The organism is Mycobacterium sp. 852002-51971_SCH5477799-a (assembly GCF_001667145.1).
In the GTDB taxonomy this organism is placed as follows: domain Bacteria; phylum Actinomycetota; class Actinomycetes; order Mycobacteriales; family Mycobacteriaceae; genus Mycobacterium.
In genome coordinates this window covers 129,236-149,972 of the sequence record NZ_LZIF01000116.1, presented here as the reverse complement: position 1 = coordinate 149,972, position 20,737 = coordinate 129,236, and the positions used below count along the sequence as shown (strand labels likewise).

The following is a 20,737-nucleotide window of genomic DNA, read 5'->3' as shown; positions in this document are numbered from 1 at the left end:
CCCGCTAGACCTGTTCCCCCGGCCCGCCGCCGACACGTTCGAGGAGCCGCAGCGATCCGGTCGCTGACACCTCCCGGAATTGTCCGGAATCGAGTGCGCGACAGTAGATGTAATACGGTGGCCGCCCGCCGTCCTTCGGGTCGGGAAACACGTCGTGAATGACCAGTGCCCCACCGGTGTCGACCCACTTCGCCCAGCCGTCGAAGTCCTGGTTCGCGGCCGCCTCGCTGTGGCCGCCATCAATGAACAAGAACTGCAGCGGTGCTCGCCACGCTCGCGCCACCAGGGGTGACTTGCCGACGATGGCGACGACATGGTCGTCCAACCGGGCGGTATCGAGCGCCCGACGAAAGATCGGCAGTGTGTCGAACAAACCCGTGACGTCATCCACCATCGACGCGTCGTGATATTCCCACCCGACCTGGTGCTCCTCGGAACCGTGATGGTGGTCGACCGTGTAGAGCACGCTGCCGGTTTGTTGCGCCGCCGCGCCCAGCAAAAGGGTGGATTTGCCGCAGTAGGTGCCGATCTCGACGCCGATTCCACCGCCGAGGTACCGCAGTGCGGCGTCGTACAGCGCCCGCCCCTCGTCGGCCGGCATGAAACCTTGCACCTGTTCGGCCAGCGCGAACAAACGCTCGGGCGCATTCGCGTCGACGTGGCTCATCAGCTGAACCTATCGTCTCGCTCGACGCCGCCGGCACCGTGGTCGTTGTTCGCGCTGAACGATCACGCGCGGTCTGTATGCCCGGCTGCCCAGCGCGCGGGGCGGGTTCGCTCTACCATCATCTGCGTGCCCGCCTTGCTTATCCGCAACTTTGCTGGTGTTGGCCTCGCCGCGGTCATGGCCGCGGCAGCCCTGATGCTGCCCGCCGCGGTGCTTCCCCCCGGGATACCTTGGCCGGTCCCGTCGGCCGCGGCCGCGAACTGCCCGCCCGTGCAGGTCGTGTTCGCCCGGGGCCGTAACGAAGCACCCGGCCCCGGTGTGCTGGGCAACGCGTTCATCAGCGATGTGCGCAGCAAGGTGAATAGGACCGTCGGTGTGTACGCCGTGCAGTATCCAGCCGATACCGAGGTCGCCCAGGGCGCCAACAACATGAGCCACCACGTCCAGGACATGATCAACAACTGCCCCGACACCCGGCTGGTGCTGGGCGGTTACTCGCTGGGCGCGGCGGTCACCGATGTCGTGCTCGCGGCGCCCGTCGGCGCGTTCGGGTTCGACAGCCCGCTGCCGCCCGGCGCCGATCAGCACATCGCCGCCGTCGCGCTGTTCGGCAACGGAAGCCAATGGGTGGGTCCGATCACCAACTTCAATCCGATCTACAACGACCGGACCATCGAGTTGTGCCACGGCGCGGATCCCGTCTGCAACCCGGCCGACCCGAACACCTGGAAGGAAAACTGGCCACAACACCTCGCGGGCGCCTACATCGACGCCGGCATGGCTAACCAGGCCGCGGACTTCGTCGCCGGCAAGCTCTGACCGACTCGTCGGCGGCGCTTCGCTGCAGCCAACAGGTCAAGGCTGCACGGCTAGCGGGTTCGCCGCGTCGGCCAGTGGGCGGCAGCGCCTTCCCGCGGGATACGGCGGTGCCCAGCGCAGAACCTACGATCGAATGCGATCTGCGTAAATGCCAGGTCCGTGCCGCTAGCCGAGGGGAGGCGCAATGCCGCGTCTGAAGCCGATTCCGCGGGATGAAGTCAGCGACGAATTCACGCTGAAGATGTACGACTCGATGTTCGGCGACCGCGATCCGGTGGCGGAGCCGGGCGCTGTCGGTGGCACTCCCGGCAACTGGTGGACGGTGATGGCGCAGTCCCCCGCCGCCCTGCGCCATGCCGTGCGCGGCTTCCGCCTCTACCGCGAAGAGGTCTCGATCCGGGCCGATCACCGAGAATTGGGCCAGATCCGGGCAGGCTGGGTGGTCGGCAGCCAGTTCGTCTTCTCGCAACACTGCAAGGCGTGCCGATCGGCGGGATTGTCCGAGGAGAAAATCGCGGCCATACCGTCCTGGGAGACCGCCGACTGTTTCGATCACGCCGAGCGGTTGTTGCTGGCGTACGCGGATTGCCTTGCGGGCCAACATGGTCGGGTGCCCGAGCAGTTGTTCACTCAGTTACGGGAAGTCTTCACCGACACCGAGATCTTGGAATTCACTTACACCACCACCATGTACGTAATGCACGCCATCATGTCCCGGGCATTGCGGCTGGAATTCGACGACGTCGACGACCCGATCGTGGAGGTTGACGACCCGCACGGCGACGGTGTCCTAGACATCGGTGCCGCGACGTCGGGGCGCGACTGACATGAGCGAGACGGCGGCCGCTGCGAGAAGCTACAGCTAAACCCCAGGGAGTCTGAATAATTTGACTGGAGAACTGTCCGGCCGATGTTGTCGATTGTTCGCGGGTGGTCTTTCAGCGACGACGGATGTGATTGGGTTCGCTACAAATTTGGCGTGGTATTCAGGCCGATGTATTGCCGCTCGAGCACAGCTTGAAGTTGCGCACCATCGGAACGACTGCGTTACCAGAGCCAGCGGCGCGTTGACGGGCGCGAAATGAAGGATGACGGCGCATTGCGTCATTACGTTCGCGCTCCCGACGCTGAGCCGCGATCCATGCCGGATGGGACTGAAGGAAAATAACCGTGCCTTCTGATTTATTCGCCACGATCGTCAACTCCTCTCAGACCACCCGCAAAAAGCCCAAAACAGTGGTTATTGGATCGTGATTCCAGAATGCCCGCCGTATCCTGAGACCAAACCACCTGCCAAGATGAGAATTCGCCGTGAATTTGCGGCCTCATCCATTGCCACTGCCGTGCTGTCGTCCATGCTGGCCCGACCGCGATCCGAACGATAGCGGCAGCCACCGACAAATTGCCGCTTCAACCTTCTGCACGGTCGGCTGCTAGGGTTCCTTGCTTATGCCGGAGATCGATCGTCGCCGCATGATATTGACAACCGGGATCGGCGTGCTGGCGGCCGCGCTGCCGGCCCAGAAAGCGTGGGCCCACCCGTCCCGACACGATGTGCCCGCCGGGCGGTTACCGCCGCCCGCCGCGCCCAGCGGTCAGTCCGGATCCTACATTTTTGCCGATGAATTCGACGGTCCGGCCGGCTCGGCGCCCGACGCGTCGAAGTGGGCGGTGGCCAAAGCCCGCGAGACGATCAAGGACCCCACCTATTGGGAGCTGCCCGAGCACATCGGGCAATACCGCGACGATCGCCGCAATGTGTTTGTCGACGGCAATTCCAACCTGGTCCTGCGCGCCGCCAAGGATGGTTCCACCTATTTCAGCGGCAAGGTGCAGAGTCTGTGGCGCGGCGGCGTGGGCCACACGTGGGAAACCCGGATAAAGCTGAACTGTCTCACCGCCGGCGCGTGGCCGGCCTACTGGCTGGGCAATGACGATCAAGGCGAGATCGACGTCATGGAGTGGTACGGCAACGGTAGTTGGCCCTCGGCCACCACAGTGCACGCCAAAGCCAACGGCGGTGAGTGGAAGACCCACAACATCGCGGTGGACAGTGGCTGGCACACCTGGCGCTGCCAATGGGATCAGGCCGGCATCCGCTTCTGGAAAGACTATGTCGACGGCGCGGCACCCTACTTCGACGTGCCGGCGAACTCGCTGCCGGATTGGCCGTTCAACGGAGCGGGCTACACGGTGTACCCGGTGTTCAACCTGGCGGTAGCCGGTTCCGGCGGCGGCGATCCCGGGCCGGGCAGCTACCCCGCCGACATGCTCGTGGACTGGATACGCGTCTGGTAGGTGCCCTGCAGGGGCCCGAGCGTCTAGTGGGTCAGCAGGGCGACGGCAGACGCGGGTGTGCCACCCGGACGGCGCAGATCCGATCGCCGCCAGGTGAGCGGGCGCATCCAGATGGGCAGGCGGTGCAGCCGGTTGGCGGCCACCAGCAGTGATTCCGCTTCGGCCGCACGCCACCCCAGGTCTTCGAAGAAGGCCAGCCCGTTCTCCGGTGCGAATTTGAACGGCGCGTTTTCCGAGATTCCGGCGACCTGCTTGTTGATCCGCTTCTTCAGGCCGGGAAAGGCGAAATCCAGCATCCACCAAGCGACCTCGGGTCGCTTGATCGCACCCGAAAGCGCCGCGATGTCGGAGGACTCCAGGTACATCGAGAGCCCCTCGGTCAGCACGAAGGCCTTCGTCGCGCCCTGCAGCGCCTCGTTGAAAAAGGCGTCTCGGGCCTGCGGGTCGGCGAGGTCAACCGCTATGCGAGTCACCCGGCAACGCGGGGTCTGATCAACGAGTACGTGGGTCTTTTCCGCGAGCAACTCCGGTAGGTCGGCCTCGACCCAGGTGAGATCGGACGGAAGGTCTAGGCGGTAGGGCCGGGCATCCAGGCCTGCGGCCAGATTCAGGACGCGGTCACAGCCGTGCGCGAGTGCGTCGGCGATGGCATCGTCGATGAGCTTGGTGCGTGCGACCAGCCAATAACCACTGCGATTCGTCCATGGAACTCCTGCGACGATCGCGCGGCCGTGCGCACCGGCCAGCCGTTCGGCGAGGGGATCGTGGAACAGCGCATCGGGACGGGCCGATTCGGTGGCCCTGTGCAACGCCGTCCACCGGGCCGTGTCGGAAACATGGGTGATCGTGTGCCCGGGATCTGACATACGTGCGTTATAGCAGTATCGCTGCCGTCCTACTGCCCGGCCCTGCCTCCGGCGAACCAGGCTGCGGTCACGGCGCGGACCGCAGGCGGTGGAAAAACGGCGTCGGGAGCGCCGAGGCGACCGACTTTGACCGTCCACACCGGCGATGAGCGGTCGATGCAGGTTCCCGCGCCCTGGCTGGGCAGCCACAGCACGGCTGGGTCGCTCCCGCCGCCGCCGCATCCGTAGACGCCGACGTAGCCGTCGGCGCGTCCGCCCCACGCGCCGCCATTGCGCAGCAGGCAGTGTGTTCCGTCGTCGAGGGCGAGCGCGAACGGGTCCGGGTTGGCAGTTGGGTGTACGGGCGAAAGCTGGCCGTCGAACATCACCCGGTGCATCTGCAGGTCCCACGGATTGTCCATGCACAGAAGAGATCCCGGCGTGGAGGGCCAGCAGGTGCCGGCTCCGGCCGCGCTCGGCGAACAGTAGTAGACGTTGTCGGCAACCGCCGACGGCGACGGTTCCGAGCAGTTGCTGGCCTGCCCGACGTTGCCTGGTCCGGATGCGACCTTGTAGCCGTTCATTGCTTCGCCGCCGGGCCCGACGGCCATCACGGTGATCACCTCGGTGGACGACAGATCGGCGCCCGCGGGGCCGGCCGACGAGGTTGCGATCAGCCCAGTCAGCAGGGCGATCCAGACCAGGGCCATGCGGGGCATGTTCATCGAGGCAACCCTTCTCCAGGCTCCCTGTGCAGCGTAGAGCGCACGCGAGGCCTGCGGCGCGGAATCGGCGGTGCGGTCAGCGGCATCCGATTGGGATCGGTAGCCACCGGGCGGGTCTGTACTTACCGCAACGACGCCACCACCAAGGTGGCGCCCCAGGAAAGGAAGACAGCAAGTGAATATCGTGCCGACCAGCATCCAAGAACACATCAACCGTGTCGATCGCCAACGGAGCCTGTACATCGGCATCAGCACCGGCCTGCTGGCGGTCTGGAGCTTTTACCGGGTGATCTGGATGCTTTATATCGGAATGACTTTCGGCTGGTTTTTCGGCGCGATGGCCTTCCAGTTAGTGCTGTGGGCTGTGATCGGAACCGCCGCCGCCGTGGCCTCCATCGGGTTCCTCACGCGCTATCACAAGGGATCTTGACTAGTCCGACGGCCGTCGGAGAAGTCCCGGACCCTGGTCGGTCCGGGACTTCTCCGTTGTGCGAGCGACAACAGGTCTAGAGCTGGGCCCAGACCGACTTCGTTTTCAGGTAGATCTCGAGGCCCTCTTTGCCGAACTCGTGACCCCAGCCTGACTGCTTGTACCCGCCGAATGGCACATCGTGGTCGAAGACCAGCTGGCAGTTGACCTGGACGCTGCCGGCCTGCAGTCGCCTCATGATCCGGTGGGCCCGGCCGAGGTTCTCCGTCCAGGCGGTCGCGGCCAGCCCGTAGGTCGTGTCGTTGGCAAGCGCCACGGCCTCGTCCTCGTCGTCGAACGGCAGGATGGTGACCACCGGACCGAAGATCTCCTGCTGGTACAGCCGCATGCTGGTGTCGACGTTGGTGAGGACCGTCGGGTGGACGAAGTAGCCTTTGCGGTCCAGTCGGTGGCCGCCGGTGACCACTTCGACGCCGTCCTTCTTGCCCTCGTCGATGAAGCCCATGACCCGGTTCAGCTGCTTTTGGCTGATCAGTGGGCCGCTGACGCAGCCCTCCTCGCTAGGGGCGCCCAACTTGAACGAATTCGCCATCATCGCAATGCCCTCCACGACCCGGTCGTATACACCGCGCTGGGCGAAGATGCGCGACCCGCACACGCAGCCCTGGCCGGAGTGCACGAAGATGCCCAGCGACGCCATCATGATGGCGTTGTCCAGGTTTGCGTCGTCGAAGATCAGCACCGGGGATTTCCCGCCGAGTTCGAGCGTGACCTTCTTCAGGTTGTCAGCCGAGGCCCGCACGATCTCCTTGCCGACCTCGGTTGAGCCGGTGAAGGCGACCTTTTGGACGTCGGGATGCGCGGTGATGGCGGCGCCCGCGGTGTGGCCGTAGCCGGTCAGCAGATTGACCACGCCCTCGGGCACGCCGGCCTCGTGGACGAGTCGGTCCAACAGCAGCGCCGACAGCGGCGTCTCCTCCGCCGGCTTGACGAGCAGGCTGCCACCCGCGGCCAGGGCCGGGGCAAGCTTCGCGCTGGCGTTGAAGATCGGACCGTTCCACGGGAAGATCAGCCCCACCACGCTGTACGGCTCTTTGAGCGTGTAGGCGTGCATGTTGACGTAGTTGTCGGTCGCAATGCCGTCGGTCTTCACGTCGTATGCGACACCGTTGATCTTCGAACACCAGCCGGCGTAGTAACGGAAGAACTCCGAACAGGTCGACATCTGCAACTGGGCCTGCATCAGCGGCATGCCGGTGTTGAGCGAGTCGAGCTGGGCGAACTCCTCGGCGTGCTCGTCGATCAGCTCGCCGATCCGCCATAGGATCTTGGCCCGCTCGCGACCCGGCAGGTCCGACCAGACCCCCGACTCGAAGGTCGCCTTCGCTTTCGCCGCGGCGTCGTTGACCGCCTCTTGGCCGCAGTCGGTGAATTCGGTGATCGTCTCCTCGGTCGCGGGATCGATGACCGAGATGACGTCACCCGTTCCGGGGCGCTTGCGAATGTCGTCCAATACCGCCTGCACCGTCATCTGATCCCCTTCGTATTGCCGGTCGTGGCGCCCCGGCGCCCAAATGCGCTCAGTGCTGAGCACTTGCTTAGCATTGTGCACACCGCTGGTCAAGCATCCGCACGGGGATCCGCTCAGCGCAATTGTTGGATGCGAATGAGGTTTCCCGCGGGATCGCGGACGGCGCAGTCACGAAGCCCGTACGGCTGGTCGGTGGGCTCCTGGATGATGTCGATGTCGCCGGCCTGCAGCCGTTCGAAGGTGCCGTCGAGGTCCTTGGTGGCCAGCAGCAGTGTGGCGTAGCTGCCCTTCGCCATCATCTCGGCGATGGTGCGGCGCTCGTCGTCGGTGATACCCGGGTTGGCGGCGGGTGGGTTCAAGACGATGGACGTGTCAGGTTGGTTCGGCGGACCGACCGTGATCCAGCGCATCGTGCCCTTGCCGACGTCGAGGCGAACCTCGAAGCCGAGCACGTCGCGATAGAAGGCGAGCGACGCTTCGGGGTCCTCGTGGGGAAGGAAGCTCGAGTGAATGGTGATGTTCATGCGGTCAGGCTAGGTGCGGTCCGACGGCGGATGCTTCTCGATTCCTGATCGGTCTCGTCACCTGTCTGGCCACGCATGGCGGCATGCCCGCCAGCGCGCCGGCAGCTTGGCGCCGGTACGTGCTGGGCAGCACACCGACCAGTTCGGTGAATCGGGTGCTGAAGGTGCCCAAGGACGAGCAGCCGACCGCGAAGCACACCTCGGTGACGCTCAGATCGCCGCGGCGCAGCAGCGCCATCGCTCGCTCGATGCGTCGAGTCATCAGATAGGAGTACGGCGATTCGCCGTAGGCGCGCCGGAATTCGCGGCTGAGGTGGCCGGCGGACATGTGCACCCCGCGCGCGAGCGCTTCGACGTCCAACGGCTGCCGGTAGTCCCGGTCGATGCGGTCCCGAACGCGGCGCAACAGGACCAGGGTACGCAGGCGCTGCGCCGCGGCGTCCGGTGTGCTGGTCATCCGTGTGATGCTGCCACGCCGACCGGCCGACCGGTTGAGGGCGCACCGCTCCCGGGCTGTTTCGCCCTCAGGCCAGCGTGGCGCCGAACGCCGCCATCAGATCGGCGGGCAATCCGCGCAGCCGAGCGAAATTTCGGTCGGCCAGTGGCCGTACCCGCGTTCCGATGCCGCGCCGTACCGCGTCCGCAATCAGAAAGACCTCGGAGCCGAGCTGAGTGTGGTTGCCCACCAACAGGAATCGGCCGTCGGGCGGCAGATTCTCCAGGCCGTCGACGTAGGGACGGGACAGGTTCACCACGAGCGCCGACGTGCTGTAGGCGCCGCGGTGGAGGCCGCGGCCCGCCTTATCCGGGGCCGAGGCTGATGGGCTCGCCGATAACGTTGTGCCGCAACCGATTAGACGCCGACCAGCTCCGGATGGTACTTGGCCGCCATCCGACGGATTCCGTCGCGCCAGTCGACCGAGGTGCCACCGATGAGCTCGTGCATCCGGTCGATGGTGGTGGGGTTGCCGCGTAACGCTTGCTCGCTCGGCTCGAAGACCGGCTCGGCGCCGACGAGCGACCCGAGGTAGTCGCACCACTCCTGCAAGCTGACGGTCTGGTCTCCGCACCAGTTGATCGTGGTCGCCGGGACCGACGCGACCTCGAGCAGCTTCGGGATGGTGGCGATGATGTCGTCCTCGTGAATCGGGTCGTAGCGCGCGGGTTCACCGGGTGGGACGGGAATCGGGATGCCGCCCAGCATCATCTCCATGTGGTAGAACGGCCAACCGCCGTTGTCGCCGTAGGGAACATTGAGCCGCGCGATCGTGGTGGGGAGGCCGAGAATGCGAGCCGCCGACCGGGCCACCACTTCCCCGGCGATCTTGGAAATGGAATAGGTGGGAAAGAGTGACTTGTGGTTGTCGCCCAGGGCGGACCGCTCGCTGCGCGGCTCGTCGTCCGGCGGGTCGTACACGGCCGCCGACGAGCAATGCAGGAAGGCCTTCGCGGTGCGACAGTGGGCCATCAGCAGGCCGACCGACTCCGCGTTGGCCGCAAGGTCTTTGTCCCAGCTTCCGCTCTTGGCCACCGCCAGGTTGAGGACATAGTCGAAATCGGTTGGCAGACCGGTGAAGTCGCCGGCCGCGAGATTCACCTTCTCGCAACGGATCCCGGCCTTCTCGAGGCCTACGCGCGCGGCGGCGTCGGTGAAACGGGCGATCCCCCAGACCTCGTTGTCGCCGGCAAGCGCCCGGGCGATGGGGGTGGCGATTTGACCGGTCGGGCCGGTGATCAGGATTTTTGCGCCGCGCATGCGCGCAATGGTAACGGGTTACAGCCCGGGCTGGTCGTCGATGATGCCCAGCCAGATCTGGGCGGCGTCGATGGCGACCTTCTCGCTGATGAAGGCGTGCTGCGTTCCGGTGTAGATGTCGCGGAAGGCGCGCTCCAACCGGCTGCCCTCGCGGATCGAGCTGGTCCCGGCGACCAGATGCGCCCACTCGGCGCAGCCGCGGGCAGTGTCGGTGGCATAGACGGCGGCCACCCGCATGTCGGCGCGCAGCGCCGGTGTCAGGTCCTCCCCCGACTCGACCGCCGCCTCGGCGGTGGTGAATGCGTCGAGCACCAAGAGGCGAGCCGCACGCCACGCCGCGCGGTGATGCGCCAGACCCTTCTGGAAGGTCGGGCGGCTGGCCAGCGACGCCATGTCGCTCATGCGAAACTTCGACGCGGCCAGCTCTTGGACATCGTCGAGCATGCTCTTGGCCACGCCCAGCGCCCACGACGCGTGCCCGGCGGCGGTCACGGGCATCAGTCCCATCCGGGTGGCCGGCGACGTTCCGCGGTAGGGCTGACGCACGAACAGTTCGAACGTGCGGCTCTCGGGAACGAAAACCTCCTGCGCGCTGTAGTCGTAGGAACCGGTTCCCTTCAGCCCTTGCACGAACCAGCCATCGTTGAAACTGATCTCCGCCCGCGGAATCACGGCGACCCGCATTTCGGGGAAACCCTCACTGATCCAGCGCATCTGACCGTCGTGCATCGGCAGGAAACCGGCCGCAACGTATTCCGAGTGACCGATGCCCGAACCGAAGTTCCACGCGCCGGTCACCAGGTAGCCGCCGTCGACGGCGGCGCCTTGTCCGTTGGGGAAGAACTGGCCGCCCATGGTGACCCGGTTGTCGTGCGCGGTGAACACCTCGGCGAAGCCGTCATCGGGCAGGTATGCGGCCGCGGCGAACGACGATGGCAGATTGGCGATCCCCACCCAACCGAATGACCCATCCTGCCAAGCCATTTCGATCCAGGTCTCGATCATCTCGGTGAACGACGGCTCGATGCCACCGGCCGGTACCGGGTTGAACGCCGACATCAGCCCGCCGGCCCACATCGCATCGACGATCGCCGGGGTGAGGGTGCGCATCCGCTCGGATTCGGCGGCTTCGGCGCGCACCAGCTCCCGCATACCGCGGGCCAGCGCGACAACCCGGTCTTCGGTGTCGGCGATCGAGGTCATGAGGGTGACCGTATCAACCACCGATGGCTTTAAGAATGGAATCACCCGTCGCGCCACGTCGTTTACGGTGTGGTGGTGCGGTGGATTGTCGACGGCATGAATGTGATCGGAAGTCGTCCCGATGGCTGGTGGAAAGACCGCAACGGTGCCATGGTCACATTGGTGGAAAGACTGGATCGATGGGCGTCGGGCCAAGGGGAAACGGTGACAGTGGTTTTTGAACGACCGCCGTCGAGCGCCATCACATCATCGGTGGTCGAGGTCGCGCACGCACCCAGGGCGGCCGCGAACTCGGCCGACGACGAGATCGTCCGGCTGGTCGCGGCCGATGCTGCGCCGCACGACATTGCCGTCGTGACATCGGACCGAGCGTTGACCGAGCGGGTGCGAAGTCTCGGTGCGTCCGTCCGCCGGTCGGAAAGCTTCCGCGACTTGATCGATCCGCGGCGCAGATGACCCCTGGCAATTCCAGCGGCGCACCCAACCGGGTCTGCGCGCTTGCACACGTCGACATTCCGATCATCCAGGCGCCGATGACGTACATTGCCGGGGCCCAGCTGGCCGCGGCCGTGTCGAACGCCGGTGCGCTGGGCATCATCGAGACCACCTCGGACCAGGGCCGAGCCGACCTGCGACGGGTGCGCGAGCTGACCGGCGGGGCGGTCGGCGCGAACATCGCGTTGCTGTTCAACCGTGACCTAGCGATGCTGCAATTGCTTGTCGCCATGTCGACCTCCCGATCGTGGCCGCCGGTGGGATCTGCGACGCGCGGTCCATGGCGGCGGCTTTTGTTCTCGGCGCCGAAGCGGTGCAGATGGGCACCCGGCTGCTGGCGTCGGCGGACTCGCCGGTGCACGGCAACCTCAAGCAGGCGGTGGTCGACGCCGACGAGACCGGCACGGTGATGCTCCCCCTCGACGGCACCCGGATGATGCGCGTCATCCGCACGGCCGCCGCCGAGCGGCTCGACACCGCGACGTCTGCCGCAGAGGGCGCCGCGGCACTACAACGCGTGCAGCGGCTCTACTTCGACGGCGACCTGGACGCCAGCGTCGCCAACACCGGTCAGGTGGCCGGGCGCATTCAGGACCTGCCGCCGGCCGCCGACATCATCAAGGAGATGGGGCGAGGCTGCCGCGAGGTGCTGGCAGCCACATCTGAGCGAGTGGGCGAGCCCTAGCTCAAGATGCCGGCTGGCGAAGATCAGCCCGCCGCCGCGAGAGCGGCGTCGTAGTCGGGCTCCTGCGCGATCTCGGGCACCAGTTCGGTGTAGGCGACATTGCCGTCGGCGCCGACCACCACGATGGCCCGGGCGAGTAAGCCCGCCATCGGACCGTCCGTGATGGTGACCCCATAGTCCTCACCGAAGCTGTCGCGGAACGCCGAACCGGTCTTGACGTTCTCGATGCCCTCGGCGCCACAGAAGCGCGCCTGCGCGAACGGCAGGTCCTTCGAGACGTTCACCACGGTCGCCCCGCCGCCCGCGGCGCGCTCGTTGAAGGTGCGCACGCTGGTGGCGCACACCGGTGTATCGATGGACGGAAAGATGTTGAGCACCACAGGCTTACCGCCGAATTGCTCGCTGCTCACCGGCGCCAGATCGCCGCCGACCAGACTGAAGGCCGGGGCTTTGGATCCGACGGCAGGCAGCTCGCCGACAGTGTTGATCGGGTTTCCACGCAACGTTATCTGTGCCATGCGCAACAGTCTGCCAAGGCGCCCGCAGCCGCCACGGGGCAGGTCCCCATGTCCTGATTGGTGGGTTACATGGCGTAGACGACACACCCCTGCGTGCCCAACACTGAATCCATGGCTCGCAAGGTGGTGATCGTCGGGTTTCCCGGCGTGCAGGCGCTCGATGTGGTGGGCCCGTATGACGTGTTCAGCGGCGCGTCGCTGTTGACCGGCGGCGGCTACGAGGTCGTGATGGCTTCGGTCGCTGGGCAGTCGGTGCAGACGGCCACTGGCCTGGCCTTCGTGGCCTCGCCATTACCGGAGCCGGACGACCGGATCGACACGGTCGTGCTGCCCGGTGGCGCCGGTGTCGACGCCGCACGTGCCGACGCCGAGCTGGTCGCCTGGATCAAGACCGTCGCCGCACACGCCCGGCGCATCGTGACGGTATGCACCGGTGCGTTTCTCGCGGCCGAGGCGGGTCTGCTGGACGGGCACCGCGTGACCACCCATTGGGCCTTCGCCGACCGGTTAGCCGACGAATTCCCCGCCATCGACGTCGATGCCGACCCGATCTTCGTGCGGAGCTCGGAGACGGTATGGACCGCCGCGGGCGTAACCGCGGGCATCGACCTCACGCTCGCGCTGGTCGAGGACGACCACGGCACCGAGCTCGCGCAGACGGTCGCGCGCTGGCTCGTGCTGTACCTGCGCCGGCCGGGCGGGCAGACACAGTTCGCGGCGCCAGTCTGGATGCCGCGGGCCAGAAGGGACTCGATCCGCGAGGTGCAGGAGACGATCGAGGCCGAGCCGGGCCGCCCGCACAGCGTCGAGGATCTGGCTCGCCGGGCCGCGATGAGCCCGCGCCACTTCACCCGGGTGTTCACCGCCGAGATCGGTGAGGCGCCCGGCCAATACGTCGAACGCATCCGCACCGAAGCCGCGCGCCGGCAGTTAGAGGAGACCGACGACACGGTCGTCGCGATCGCCGCCCGGTGTGGCTTCGGCACGGCGGAAACCATGCGACGGAATTTCCTTCGCCGCGTGGGCATTTCGCCCGACCAATACCGCAAGGCCTTCGCCTGAGACCGAAAGGACGACACCATGACCCAAATCGCCATCGTGGCCTATCCGGGATTCACCGCGCTGGACATGATCGGCCCGTACGAGGTGCTGCGCAACCTGCCCAGCGCCGAGGTGCGTTTCGTGTGGCACGAAGCCGGGCCGATCACCGCCGACTCCGGTGTGCTGGTCATCGGCGCCACCCACTCGCTCGCCGAAACCCCCTCCCCCGACGTGATACTCGTCCCCGGCGGCCCGTCGACGCCGGTCCACGCCCGTGACGAGGCGCTGCTCGACTGGTTGCGCCGGGCGCACCCGAGTGCGAGCTGGACGACGTCGGTGTGCTCGGGGTCGGTGATTCTGGCGGCCGCCGGCCTGCTCGAGGGCCGGCGCGCGACATCGCACTGGCTGACCGTTCCGGCTCTGAAGGCATTCGGCGCGATTCCCGTGGCCGACGAACGAATCGTGCATCAGGACGACATCGTCACCTGCGCGGGCGTGTCCGCCGGGCTCGACCTCGCGCTGTGGCTGGCCGGACGGATCGGCGGCGAATCCCGCGCGAAGGCGATTCAACTCGCGCTCGAATACGACCCACAGCCGCCGTTCGACTCGGGTCATATGTCGAAGGCGTCCGCGACCACAAAGGCCGCCGCGACGGCGCTGCTCTCCCGCGACAGCGTGAAACCCGCCAACGTGAAGGCCACGACCTTGCTCGCCTGGGAGCAGGCGCTGGGCAAGGTCCGGTCGCGGCGGCGCAGGCGGCCGCTGGAGAGGATGAGGTGAATCGGGAAAGCATTAGCGTCGGTGATAGCGCTTCGCGCGCAAGCACTCTCGCGCCCGACACCAGGCGTCAAGCGCCTGGTTGCAGGATCTCGGTCGTGGCCAGCCGGCCGCCGGCCTGCATCCAGGCCGAAACGACTCCGGGAGCGTCACGGTCGGGGTTGTAGATGTCTTCCTCGCTGGAGAACAGCCCGTTGCCCGCGTAAACCAGCCGGGTCCAGTTCGGGAACCAGAACGGTTCACCTTTCGGGTCGGTCGGGTGGTCCAGCAGGTTCTTGATCATGACGACGACGGCGTCGTTGTCGTCGTCATGGGCGACCCAGTCGTTGGGAAAACGCATGTGCGGGAACGGCGCCATCACCGCGACGATCCAGTCGCGGACCGCTTCGCGCCCGCGAAAGACACCGTAGTGATGCTCGGTGTAGACGACGTCCTCGGTGAACAGATCCGCAAACGGTCGCCAGTCGCCCGAGGCGCTGCACCCTTCGACGACTTTGGTGTAGTTGTCGAAGGCGTTATCGATTTCTGCCCTGCTGAATTTGCCCATAGCGGACACACTAGAACGGGTTTCGGTTTGGGTCGCTCGGATGAATGGGGATCTCGGATGAACGTCTTGGACTTGTTCGACCTGAGTGGCAAGAGGGCGTTGGTCACCGGGGCGTCCAGCGGTATCGGCCGGAAAGTGGCCCAGGCCTACGCACAAGCCGGCGCCGATGTGGCCATCGCGGCCCGGAACGTCGAGGCGCTGCAAGGCGTGGCGGACGAGCTGGCCGCGGACGGCGGCGGCAAGGTGGTGCCGATCCAGTGCGACGTGACCCGACCCGAGCAGGTGAACAGCATGGTGAATCGGGTGGTCGCGGAGCTGGGCGGCATCGACATCGCGGTCTGCAACGCCGGCATCATCACGGTCGTTCCGATGCTGGAGATGTCGCCCGAAGAATTTCAGCGCATCCAGGACACCAACGTGACCGGTGTGTTCCTGACCGCGCAATCGGCGGCCCGGGCGATGGTGGCTCAGGGGCGCGGTGGCGTCATCATCAACACCGCCTCGATGTCGGGCAGCATCATCAACGTCCCGCAGCAGGTCGGCCACTACTGCGCGTCGAAGGCGGCCGTCATCCACCTGACCAAGGCGATGGCAGTCGAGTTGGCGCCGCACAACATTCGGGTCAACAGCGTCAGCCCCGGCTACATCTTGACCGAGCTCGTCGAGCCGTTGACGGAGTATCACCACCAATGGGAGCCGAAGATACCGCTCGGCCGCATCGGCCGCCCCGAAGAGCTCACCGGCCTCTACGTCTATCTGGCCAGCGAGGCTTCCAGCTATATGACCGGTTCGGACGTCGTCATCGACGGCGGATACACCTGCCCCTAGCTCACGCGCTCAGTCGGCTATCGCTCCAGCTCGCCGGAGATCCCGCGCTCGAGGTTCGTCTGTGTCGTCGACGGCAGCACCAGCAGACCGTCGAGTTCGTTGCGGGCCACATCGTATGCGCGCTGGCGTTCATGCGCTGCCGCCGCGGGGTCGGCGGCGACTCTGAACAGGCTCTGCGCCCGCGCAATTCGCTGCTGATCCGCGCGGGAAAAATCGTTGCGGCGTCTGCGGATCGCTTCGGCCTCGGCGGCGTTGAACGCCGTGACGTAATCCTCGACGGCGGCCATGTATTGCGCGGCACCTTCGCGGTCGTCGAGCAGATCCTCGGCCTTCGTGGGGCGCAGGAAGTCGGCCCGCAGCTTGGCTTTGTGGAACGCGATGGTGTTCGCGTCGCGCATGTCAGTCATCAAGGGAAAGTCCAGCAGCTTGGCGACGTCGAGTTCGTATTCGAGCCAGCGCGCATCGGTGCGGGCGTGCTCGTCGAGCACGCGGCGGACCGAGCGCCACTGGGCCGCCTGATTCACACCGGCACCGTCGTGGGCCGTTGGGTCGGGTGGTCGCGTTCGGTTGATGTCCTGCGTTTGCCGATCGGGGTGCCGTCGGCCGAACGCGCGCACGGCGGCGACGATCGCGCCGGTCAGGGGCAGGAGCACGATCAACAGCTCCGCCAACCGGAATAGCAAGCCCACATGGCCAGGATGCCACCTGGAATGGCCGGCATTCGGTCGGGCGCACCCCGAGCGCATCGCGCAACGATGCCTGCCGCCAGGCCAGTTCACGCGGATCGCTGCCAAGCTGAAAGCCGAGCCGGTTCATCATTCGGCTCGCCGATCAGCGGACGCCCAGGGTGCGCCGAGATATTCCGCCCGGCAGGCCGGTCGGGCCAGCTTGCCGCTGGTGGTCCGTGGGATGGCACCGGCCGCCAGCAGGCGCACGTCTGAGACGGTCAGACCGTGCCGCCGCGCGACCGCTGCGCGGATTGACTCGACCGCCGGCTGCGGATCCTGACGGCTGGTGCCCGCGGCGCGTTCGGCGACGACGACGAGCTGGGCGGCATCCGGAGCATCGCCATCCGGCACGGCAAACGCCGTCACGTATCCGCGCCGCACCATTTCGGACGCCTCGGCGGCGGTGGCCTCGATGTGTTGGGGGTAGTGGTTGCGGCCGTCGATCGTCACCAGGTCCGCGATCCGGCCGGTCACGTACAGCTCACCGTCGAGATACACGCCCAAGTCGCCGGTGCGCAACCAGGTGCGGCCCAGAGAGGCACCCTCGGCGTGGCTGCCCTCGGTGAGCCGCGATCGCAGCGGGGCGCCGAACGCCCGCCGCGTATCGTCCGGCAGGCCCCAGTAACCGCGTCCGAGGTTGTTGCCCTGCAACCAGATTTCGCCGACCGCGCCGTCCGGCAACTCGGATCCGCCGGCGGCGTCGACGATGACGGCCCATTCGCTGCGCGCGACTTGTCCGCACGACACCTGCGCGACGGCGTTGGGGGAATCCGCGTCGACGCGCACCGCGTTCCCGCGGCCGGCGCAGGTGCGGGTGGCCGTCCAGGAACGTCTCCACCGCCTCTCGCGCGGGAGTCGTCGTGAGTATGGCCGTGGGTTCGGAATCGCGCAGCGCGGTATCAAGCCGTTCGGCGTGCCCGGGCAGCTCCGGGGCAAATAGCGGGACTGCGATGGTGACCGCAACGCGCTCGCCGCGACCGGCGGCTTGCTGGACGCGCGCCCCAATGGCTTCCAGCCGGACACCAAACCGGCTCCACGTCACCTCCTGGGCATCCCCATCGGCCGAACGGCGGTAATCGAGGTAGCGATACGCCACGGTGTCACCGACGTTCGCGATGTTGCGGTCGATGAGTGATATCAGGTTGACGCCGGGCGGCAGCACGACGCGGCCCCCAGCGTCCAGGCAGTCCTCGATCCGGAGTAGGCCATCTGGGCCGTCCTGCCGGGAATCGCGATCCATTTCTGCAGTCTAGGCAGCCGATCCGATGGCCCCGCTGCCGTGAATCGGCAATCATCAAGAGCGGCGGGCGCATTCGCCGATTCCGGCAGGCTTTCGATCATCGGCGCGGCGGCGACGCTCAACCCGATCCGGCCGACACCCGGCGCGGGCGGTAGCCTACCGGCGAGCGGCGTCCACGGCCGCGCGTTCGCTACCACCAGGAGTTGTCATGCCGGGCCGCAACTATTCGTTCGTAGTCACCCGCACCAGCAGTGCGCCCGCCGCGACGCTGTTCCGGTTGGTGGCCGACGGAGCCAATTGGTCGCGGTGGGCCAAGCCGATCGTGGTGCACTCGAGTTGGGCCCGCGAGGGCGACCCCGCTCCGGGCGGGATCGGGGCCATCCGCAAGGTGGGCATGTGGCCGGTCTACGTGCAGGAGGAGACGGTCGAGTACGAGCAGGATCGTCGCCACGCCTACAAGCTGGTGGGGCCGCCCAGCCCGGCCAAGGATTACTCCGGCGAAGTGGTCCTGACGCCTAACGCGGCGGGCGGAACCGACATCCGCTGGACGGGGTCGTTCACCGAAGGTGTTCGCGGGACGGGCCCGCTGATGCGCGCCGCCATGGGCGGAGCCGTCCGATTCTTCGCAAGCCGCCTGGTGAAGGCGGCCGAGCGCGAATCCGCCGGCGGCCGCTAGCTTTCCGGCAAAGCGCATGACGGCCGCGCAAAGCGGCCGCCACGCTTCGATTCACGATTCACGATTGTTGAACTCGTTCTCGTAGGTTTGTTGCTGCTGCATGTTCTGGTTGAACTGCCGTTTTGTTCTTGGGCTTGCTGCGCGGCGCCGTGCAACCTGAGGCGCGGCTGTCGCCTCGATGTAAAGCCGGACGGCGGCCGCGGACACGCGGAGCCCCAGCCGTGCCTATCGACGCCGGCGATTCAGGCTGGTACCTGGAGGAGAAATTCCCAACCGGAGTGCGCCGCCAGATGTTCACTCGGCGAGGCATTCGCAATGTCTGTGGACGGCAGCGGATTGGGCCGCTGCCGCTCCTGAGCTCGGGCCGCGCGGCGAAGAGCCGCCAGGCGGATGGCCGCGACCGTCTGCAGGTCCTTGTCGGTGTCGCGCATCGCGTGTTGCCTGAGCATGAGGCCGGTCCCTCCAGAGAGCATTGGTCGCCCCGTTTTCCCGCGTGTACCCGCCTGGAGTGGTCCTTAAGCGCTAAACGCGCCGGAATCATCGATCAGACGCGGCGACACCAGGCGTGGCGGCATCACCACGCCTGGTGTCACGGGGTCGACCTTGCCTAGGTCCACCGATACGCCACCGCGCCCGCTGCTGTTGCTTGCGCGCCACGGGGTTGAGCATCGGTGTCTGCAGCACCGATCGCCTTGGCCTCAGTCGTTACCGGCGAAGCAACCCCGCGCGGCGGGTACGGCGGCCCCGCACCGTTTCCCAGATCGCGATGAGGACGATGGCAGCCCCGATTCCAATCAGAAATGGAACCCAGGCGATTCCGCCATTGGCGTTGTGGTAGCCGAACTGGCTAGCCGCCCATGAGCCGATCAAGCCGCCGAGGGCACCGAGCGCAATGGTCATGATCATGCCGATGTCTTGTTTGCCCGGCATGAGGAGACGCGCAATCAAGCCGATGAGCGCACCCACAACGATGGCGAGGATTATTGACCCGATCATCGCTTCAACTCCTGTCGTAACGGCGCCCCGAGTGGGCCCCATCTTCGACTACGGGTTCCCCTGAATTGGCGACTTGTAACGCATACGTGCAACGGGTGAGACTTGGCTACTGGGCCGTTTTTTCGCTCTCGTATTTCTCGGTCATGTGCGCCACGGCGTCTAACTGCGACTGCGCCAACGCCTCCCGAGCCTGACCGGCACGCGCGGCAGCATCCAGCGTGGGCTGCGCCTGCCCCTGAAAATGTGGCATGACTTCGGCGGCGAACAATTCCGCGGACCGTCGAGTTGCGGCGGGGTTAGCCCACTCGTGCCCCATCTGCAGCATGCAGCCAAAACCACCAGACTGATCCCACAACCGCTGCACCTGTTCGCGCGCCCTATCGGGCGTGCCGATGACGCCCGCGCCGTTCTCGTTGATGACGTCGATCATTTCGTCGAGTTGCTCTCCCGGCATCGTCATCTGCGGGAAGGCGGCCACCTTCTGGAAGTACCGGAACCATGGCTCGATGCCGAACTTGACTTCTTCCCGAGCCTGCTTCTCGGTCTCGGCGAGGTGGAACAAACCGACCAGGCTCCAGTCTTTGCGGTCGACCCGCGTGCCGAAGGTCGCGGCGCGCTCCTCGACGATGTCCCAGTGATAGGACAGCGCGTTGAAGCCCTCGACGGTCAGAGTCGCCCCGATGGACAGCAGCCCGATGCCGTGCTTGCCGGCCAGCCGAGCGCCCGTCGGCGAGGCGACGGCGGCGACCGCCAACGGGATGCCGCCGTCCGAGTAGGGCGCGAGTTGCAGCTTGGCATCGAAGAGTTGGTGGGTGGCGGTTTTCGCGCTGACGGTCTCGCCCGCCAGCAATCGCACGACGATGTCGAGGTTGGTTTCCAGCAGCTCTCGGGTGTCGGTCGGGGTGAGTCCGATCATGGACGAGTCACTGGGCAGCGAGCCTGGTCCCACACCGCCGATGATGCGGCCGTGCGTCAGGTGATCCAGCAGCATCAGCCGGTCGGCGACCCAGAGCGGATTGTGATACGACAGCGAGATGACCCCGGTGCCGAAGCGGATGCGCTTTGCGCGTTCGGCGGCGGCGGCTATGAAAATCTCTGGGGAACTGATGATTTCGCTGCCGGCCGAGTGGTGTTCGCCCAACCAGACTTCGTCGAAGCCGAGCGCGTCGAGGTGCTCGACGAACTGTAGATCTCGTTGCAATGCCAGCGTCGGGTTCGTGCCCGAGCGGTGGAACGGGGCGATGAAATATCCGAATCTGAGCTTCGACATTGAAGTCCCCTTGCGTCCGAGTTGCGGAGAACCATAACTCGGATGACAGGTTCGGCCCTAGGCCCAGACAAGGGTTAAGCCGATGGGGCCAGGTAATCCCGGCCCCACCGGCTAGGGAACAAGTCCTTGTGGTTGCCT

At 66.3% G+C, this 20,737-nt stretch carries 24 protein-coding genes and 3 pseudogenes; 10 read left to right on the top strand and 17 right to left on the bottom strand.

Features of this window, described 5'->3' with window-relative positions; translation table 11 throughout:
• Positions 1–4: 4 nt before the first annotated feature.
• Positions 5–667, bottom strand: a complete 663-nt coding sequence (locus A5753_RS19835; protein ID WP_067132061.1) for a class I SAM-dependent methyltransferase — start codon at positions 665–667, stop codon at positions 5–7.
• 177 nt (positions 668–844) lie between these two features.
• On the opposite strand from A5753_RS19835, the gene A5753_RS19830 reads away from it, so the two are divergent.
• Entirely contained in the window at positions 845–1,486 is a 642-nt protein-coding gene (locus tag A5753_RS19830) for a cutinase family protein (RefSeq protein WP_231990123.1), read from the top strand.
• A 184-nt stretch (positions 1,487–1,670) separates the two neighbouring features.
• Positions 1,671–2,312, top strand: coding sequence for a carboxymuconolactone decarboxylase family protein (locus A5753_RS19825; protein ID WP_067132058.1), 642 nt, complete (start codon positions 1,671–1,673; stop codon positions 2,310–2,312).
• A 160-nt stretch (positions 2,313–2,472) separates the two neighbouring features.
• Here A5753_RS19825 and A5753_RS24450 read toward each other — a convergent pair whose 3' ends face one another.
• On the bottom strand, positions 2,473–2,679 hold the full coding sequence (locus A5753_RS24450; protein ID WP_156656168.1) for a hypothetical protein: 207 nt from the start codon (positions 2,677–2,679) through the stop codon (positions 2,473–2,475).
• Between the two features lie 256 nt (positions 2,680–2,935).
• Between A5753_RS24450 and A5753_RS19820 the strand changes: the two genes are divergently transcribed.
• On the top strand, positions 2,936–3,784 hold the full coding sequence (locus tag A5753_RS19820; RefSeq protein ID WP_067132055.1) for a family 16 glycosylhydrolase: 849 nt from the start codon (positions 2,936–2,938) through the stop codon (positions 3,782–3,784).
• Between the two features lie 23 nt (positions 3,785–3,807).
• Here the strand turns inward: A5753_RS19820 and A5753_RS19815 are convergent, their stop codons facing one another.
• Entirely contained in the window at positions 3,808–4,650 is an 843-nt protein-coding gene (locus tag A5753_RS19815; RefSeq protein WP_067132052.1) for an SAM-dependent methyltransferase, read from the bottom strand.
• Between the two features lie 29 nt (positions 4,651–4,679).
• Complete coding sequence (locus A5753_RS19810) at positions 4,680–5,354, bottom strand: hypothetical protein (protein WP_067132049.1); 675 nt, start codon at positions 5,352–5,354, stop codon at positions 4,680–4,682.
• 175 nt (positions 5,355–5,529) lie between these two features.
• Between A5753_RS19810 and A5753_RS19805 the strand changes: the two genes are divergently transcribed.
• Positions 5,530–5,784, top strand: coding sequence for a hypothetical protein (locus A5753_RS19805; protein ID WP_067132046.1), 255 nt, complete (start codon positions 5,530–5,532; stop codon positions 5,782–5,784).
• 76 nt (positions 5,785–5,860) lie between these two features.
• Here A5753_RS19805 and A5753_RS19800 read toward each other — a convergent pair whose 3' ends face one another.
• From A5753_RS19800 to A5753_RS19775, 6 genes and pseudogenes are all read right to left on the bottom strand, one after another.
• Positions 5,861–7,315, bottom strand: coding sequence for an aldehyde dehydrogenase (locus A5753_RS19800; protein ID WP_067132043.1), 1,455 nt, complete (start codon positions 7,313–7,315; stop codon positions 5,861–5,863).
• 113 nt (positions 7,316–7,428) lie between these two features.
• The gene (locus A5753_RS19795) at positions 7,429–7,839 is read right to left on the bottom strand and encodes a VOC family protein (RefSeq protein ID WP_067132040.1); all 411 of its coding nucleotides are present in this window, start codon (positions 7,837–7,839) and stop codon (positions 7,429–7,431) included.
• 4 nt (positions 7,840–7,843) lie between these two features.
• Positions 7,844–8,296 carry a helix-turn-helix transcriptional regulator gene (locus A5753_RS19790; RefSeq protein ID WP_067132038.1) on the bottom strand — a complete coding sequence of 151 codons (453 nt, stop codon included), beginning with the start codon at positions 8,294–8,296 and terminating at the stop codon, positions 7,844–7,846.
• A 73-nt stretch (positions 8,297–8,369) separates the two neighbouring features.
• A pseudogene (locus A5753_RS19785) lies at positions 8,370–8,594 on the bottom strand (glycerol acyltransferase); the annotation flags it as partial.
• Positions 8,595–8,692: 98 nt separating this feature from the next.
• Positions 8,693–9,595: an NAD(P)-dependent oxidoreductase gene (locus A5753_RS19780; RefSeq protein WP_067132032.1), complete on the bottom strand. Its 903-nt coding sequence runs from the start codon at positions 9,593–9,595 to the stop codon at positions 8,693–8,695.
• An 18-nt stretch (positions 9,596–9,613) separates the two neighbouring features.
• Positions 9,614–10,798: an acyl-CoA dehydrogenase family protein gene (locus A5753_RS19775; RefSeq protein WP_067132029.1), complete on the bottom strand. Its 1,185-nt coding sequence runs from the start codon at positions 10,796–10,798 to the stop codon at positions 9,614–9,616.
• Between the two features lie 75 nt (positions 10,799–10,873).
• Between A5753_RS19775 and A5753_RS19770 the strand changes: the two genes are divergently transcribed.
• Together A5753_RS19770 and A5753_RS19765 are read left to right on the top strand one after the other, a co-directional pair.
• Entirely contained in the window at positions 10,874–11,254 is a 381-nt protein-coding gene (locus A5753_RS19770) for an NYN domain-containing protein (protein ID WP_067132526.1), read from the top strand.
• A gap of 77 nt (positions 11,255–11,331) precedes the next feature.
• Positions 11,332–11,978 (top strand): annotated as a pseudogene (locus A5753_RS19765) (NAD(P)H-dependent flavin oxidoreductase).
• A 23-nt stretch (positions 11,979–12,001) separates the two neighbouring features.
• On the opposite strand, the gene tpx reads toward A5753_RS19765, so the two are convergent.
• Positions 12,002–12,496, bottom strand: a complete 495-nt coding sequence (gene tpx, locus A5753_RS19760; protein WP_067132026.1) for a thiol peroxidase — start codon at positions 12,494–12,496, stop codon at positions 12,002–12,004.
• A 111-nt stretch (positions 12,497–12,607) separates the two neighbouring features.
• Here tpx and A5753_RS19755 point away from each other — a divergent pair, with 111 nt between their 5' ends.
• Entirely contained in the window at positions 12,608–13,558 is a 951-nt protein-coding gene (locus A5753_RS19755) for a GlxA family transcriptional regulator (protein ID WP_067132525.1), read from the top strand.
• Positions 13,559–13,576: 18 nt separating this feature from the next.
• Positions 13,577–14,317, top strand: a complete 741-nt coding sequence (locus A5753_RS19750) for a DJ-1/PfpI family protein (protein ID WP_067132023.1) — start codon at positions 13,577–13,579, stop codon at positions 14,315–14,317.
• Positions 14,318–14,384: 67 nt separating this feature from the next.
• Here A5753_RS19750 and A5753_RS19745 read toward each other — a convergent pair whose 3' ends face one another.
• On the bottom strand, positions 14,385–14,861 hold the full coding sequence (locus A5753_RS19745) for a nuclear transport factor 2 family protein (RefSeq protein WP_067132020.1): 477 nt from the start codon (positions 14,859–14,861) through the stop codon (positions 14,385–14,387).
• Between the two features lie 57 nt (positions 14,862–14,918).
• Between A5753_RS19745 and A5753_RS19740 the strand changes: the two genes are divergently transcribed.
• Positions 14,919–15,689: an SDR family oxidoreductase gene (locus tag A5753_RS19740; protein WP_067132017.1), complete on the top strand. Its 771-nt coding sequence runs from the start codon at positions 14,919–14,921 to the stop codon at positions 15,687–15,689.
• Positions 15,690–15,706: 17 nt separating this feature from the next.
• Here the strand turns inward: A5753_RS19740 and A5753_RS19735 are convergent, their stop codons facing one another.
• Together A5753_RS19735 and A5753_RS19730 are read right to left on the bottom strand one after the other, a co-directional pair.
• On the bottom strand, positions 15,707–16,378 hold the full coding sequence (locus A5753_RS19735; protein WP_067132014.1) for a hypothetical protein: 672 nt from the start codon (positions 16,376–16,378) through the stop codon (positions 15,707–15,709).
• Positions 16,379–16,504: 126 nt separating this feature from the next.
• Positions 16,505–17,657 (bottom strand): annotated as a pseudogene (locus A5753_RS19730) (hypothetical protein).
• Positions 17,658–17,865: 208 nt separating this feature from the next.
• Between A5753_RS19730 and A5753_RS19725 the strand changes: the two are divergent.
• Positions 17,866–18,333 (top strand): SRPBCC family protein, encoded by a 468-nt coding sequence (locus A5753_RS19725; protein ID WP_067132011.1) that lies wholly within the window; start codon positions 17,866–17,868, stop codon positions 18,331–18,333.
• Between the two features lie 242 nt (positions 18,334–18,575).
• Here the strand turns inward: A5753_RS19725 and A5753_RS19720 are convergent, their stop codons facing one another.
• The 3 genes from A5753_RS19720 to A5753_RS19710 form a co-directional block, all read right to left on the bottom strand.
• Positions 18,576–18,764: a hypothetical protein gene (locus A5753_RS19720; RefSeq protein WP_156656167.1), complete on the bottom strand. Its 189-nt coding sequence runs from the start codon at positions 18,762–18,764 to the stop codon at positions 18,576–18,578.
• Between the two features lie 274 nt (positions 18,765–19,038).
• Positions 19,039–19,329, bottom strand: coding sequence for a GlsB/YeaQ/YmgE family stress response membrane protein (locus A5753_RS19715; protein WP_067132006.1), 291 nt, complete (start codon positions 19,327–19,329; stop codon positions 19,039–19,041).
• A gap of 106 nt (positions 19,330–19,435) precedes the next feature.
• On the bottom strand, positions 19,436–20,599 hold the full coding sequence (locus A5753_RS19710) for an LLM class flavin-dependent oxidoreductase (RefSeq protein ID WP_067132003.1): 1,164 nt from the start codon (positions 20,597–20,599) through the stop codon (positions 19,436–19,438).
• Positions 20,600–20,737 lie beyond the last annotated feature (138 nt).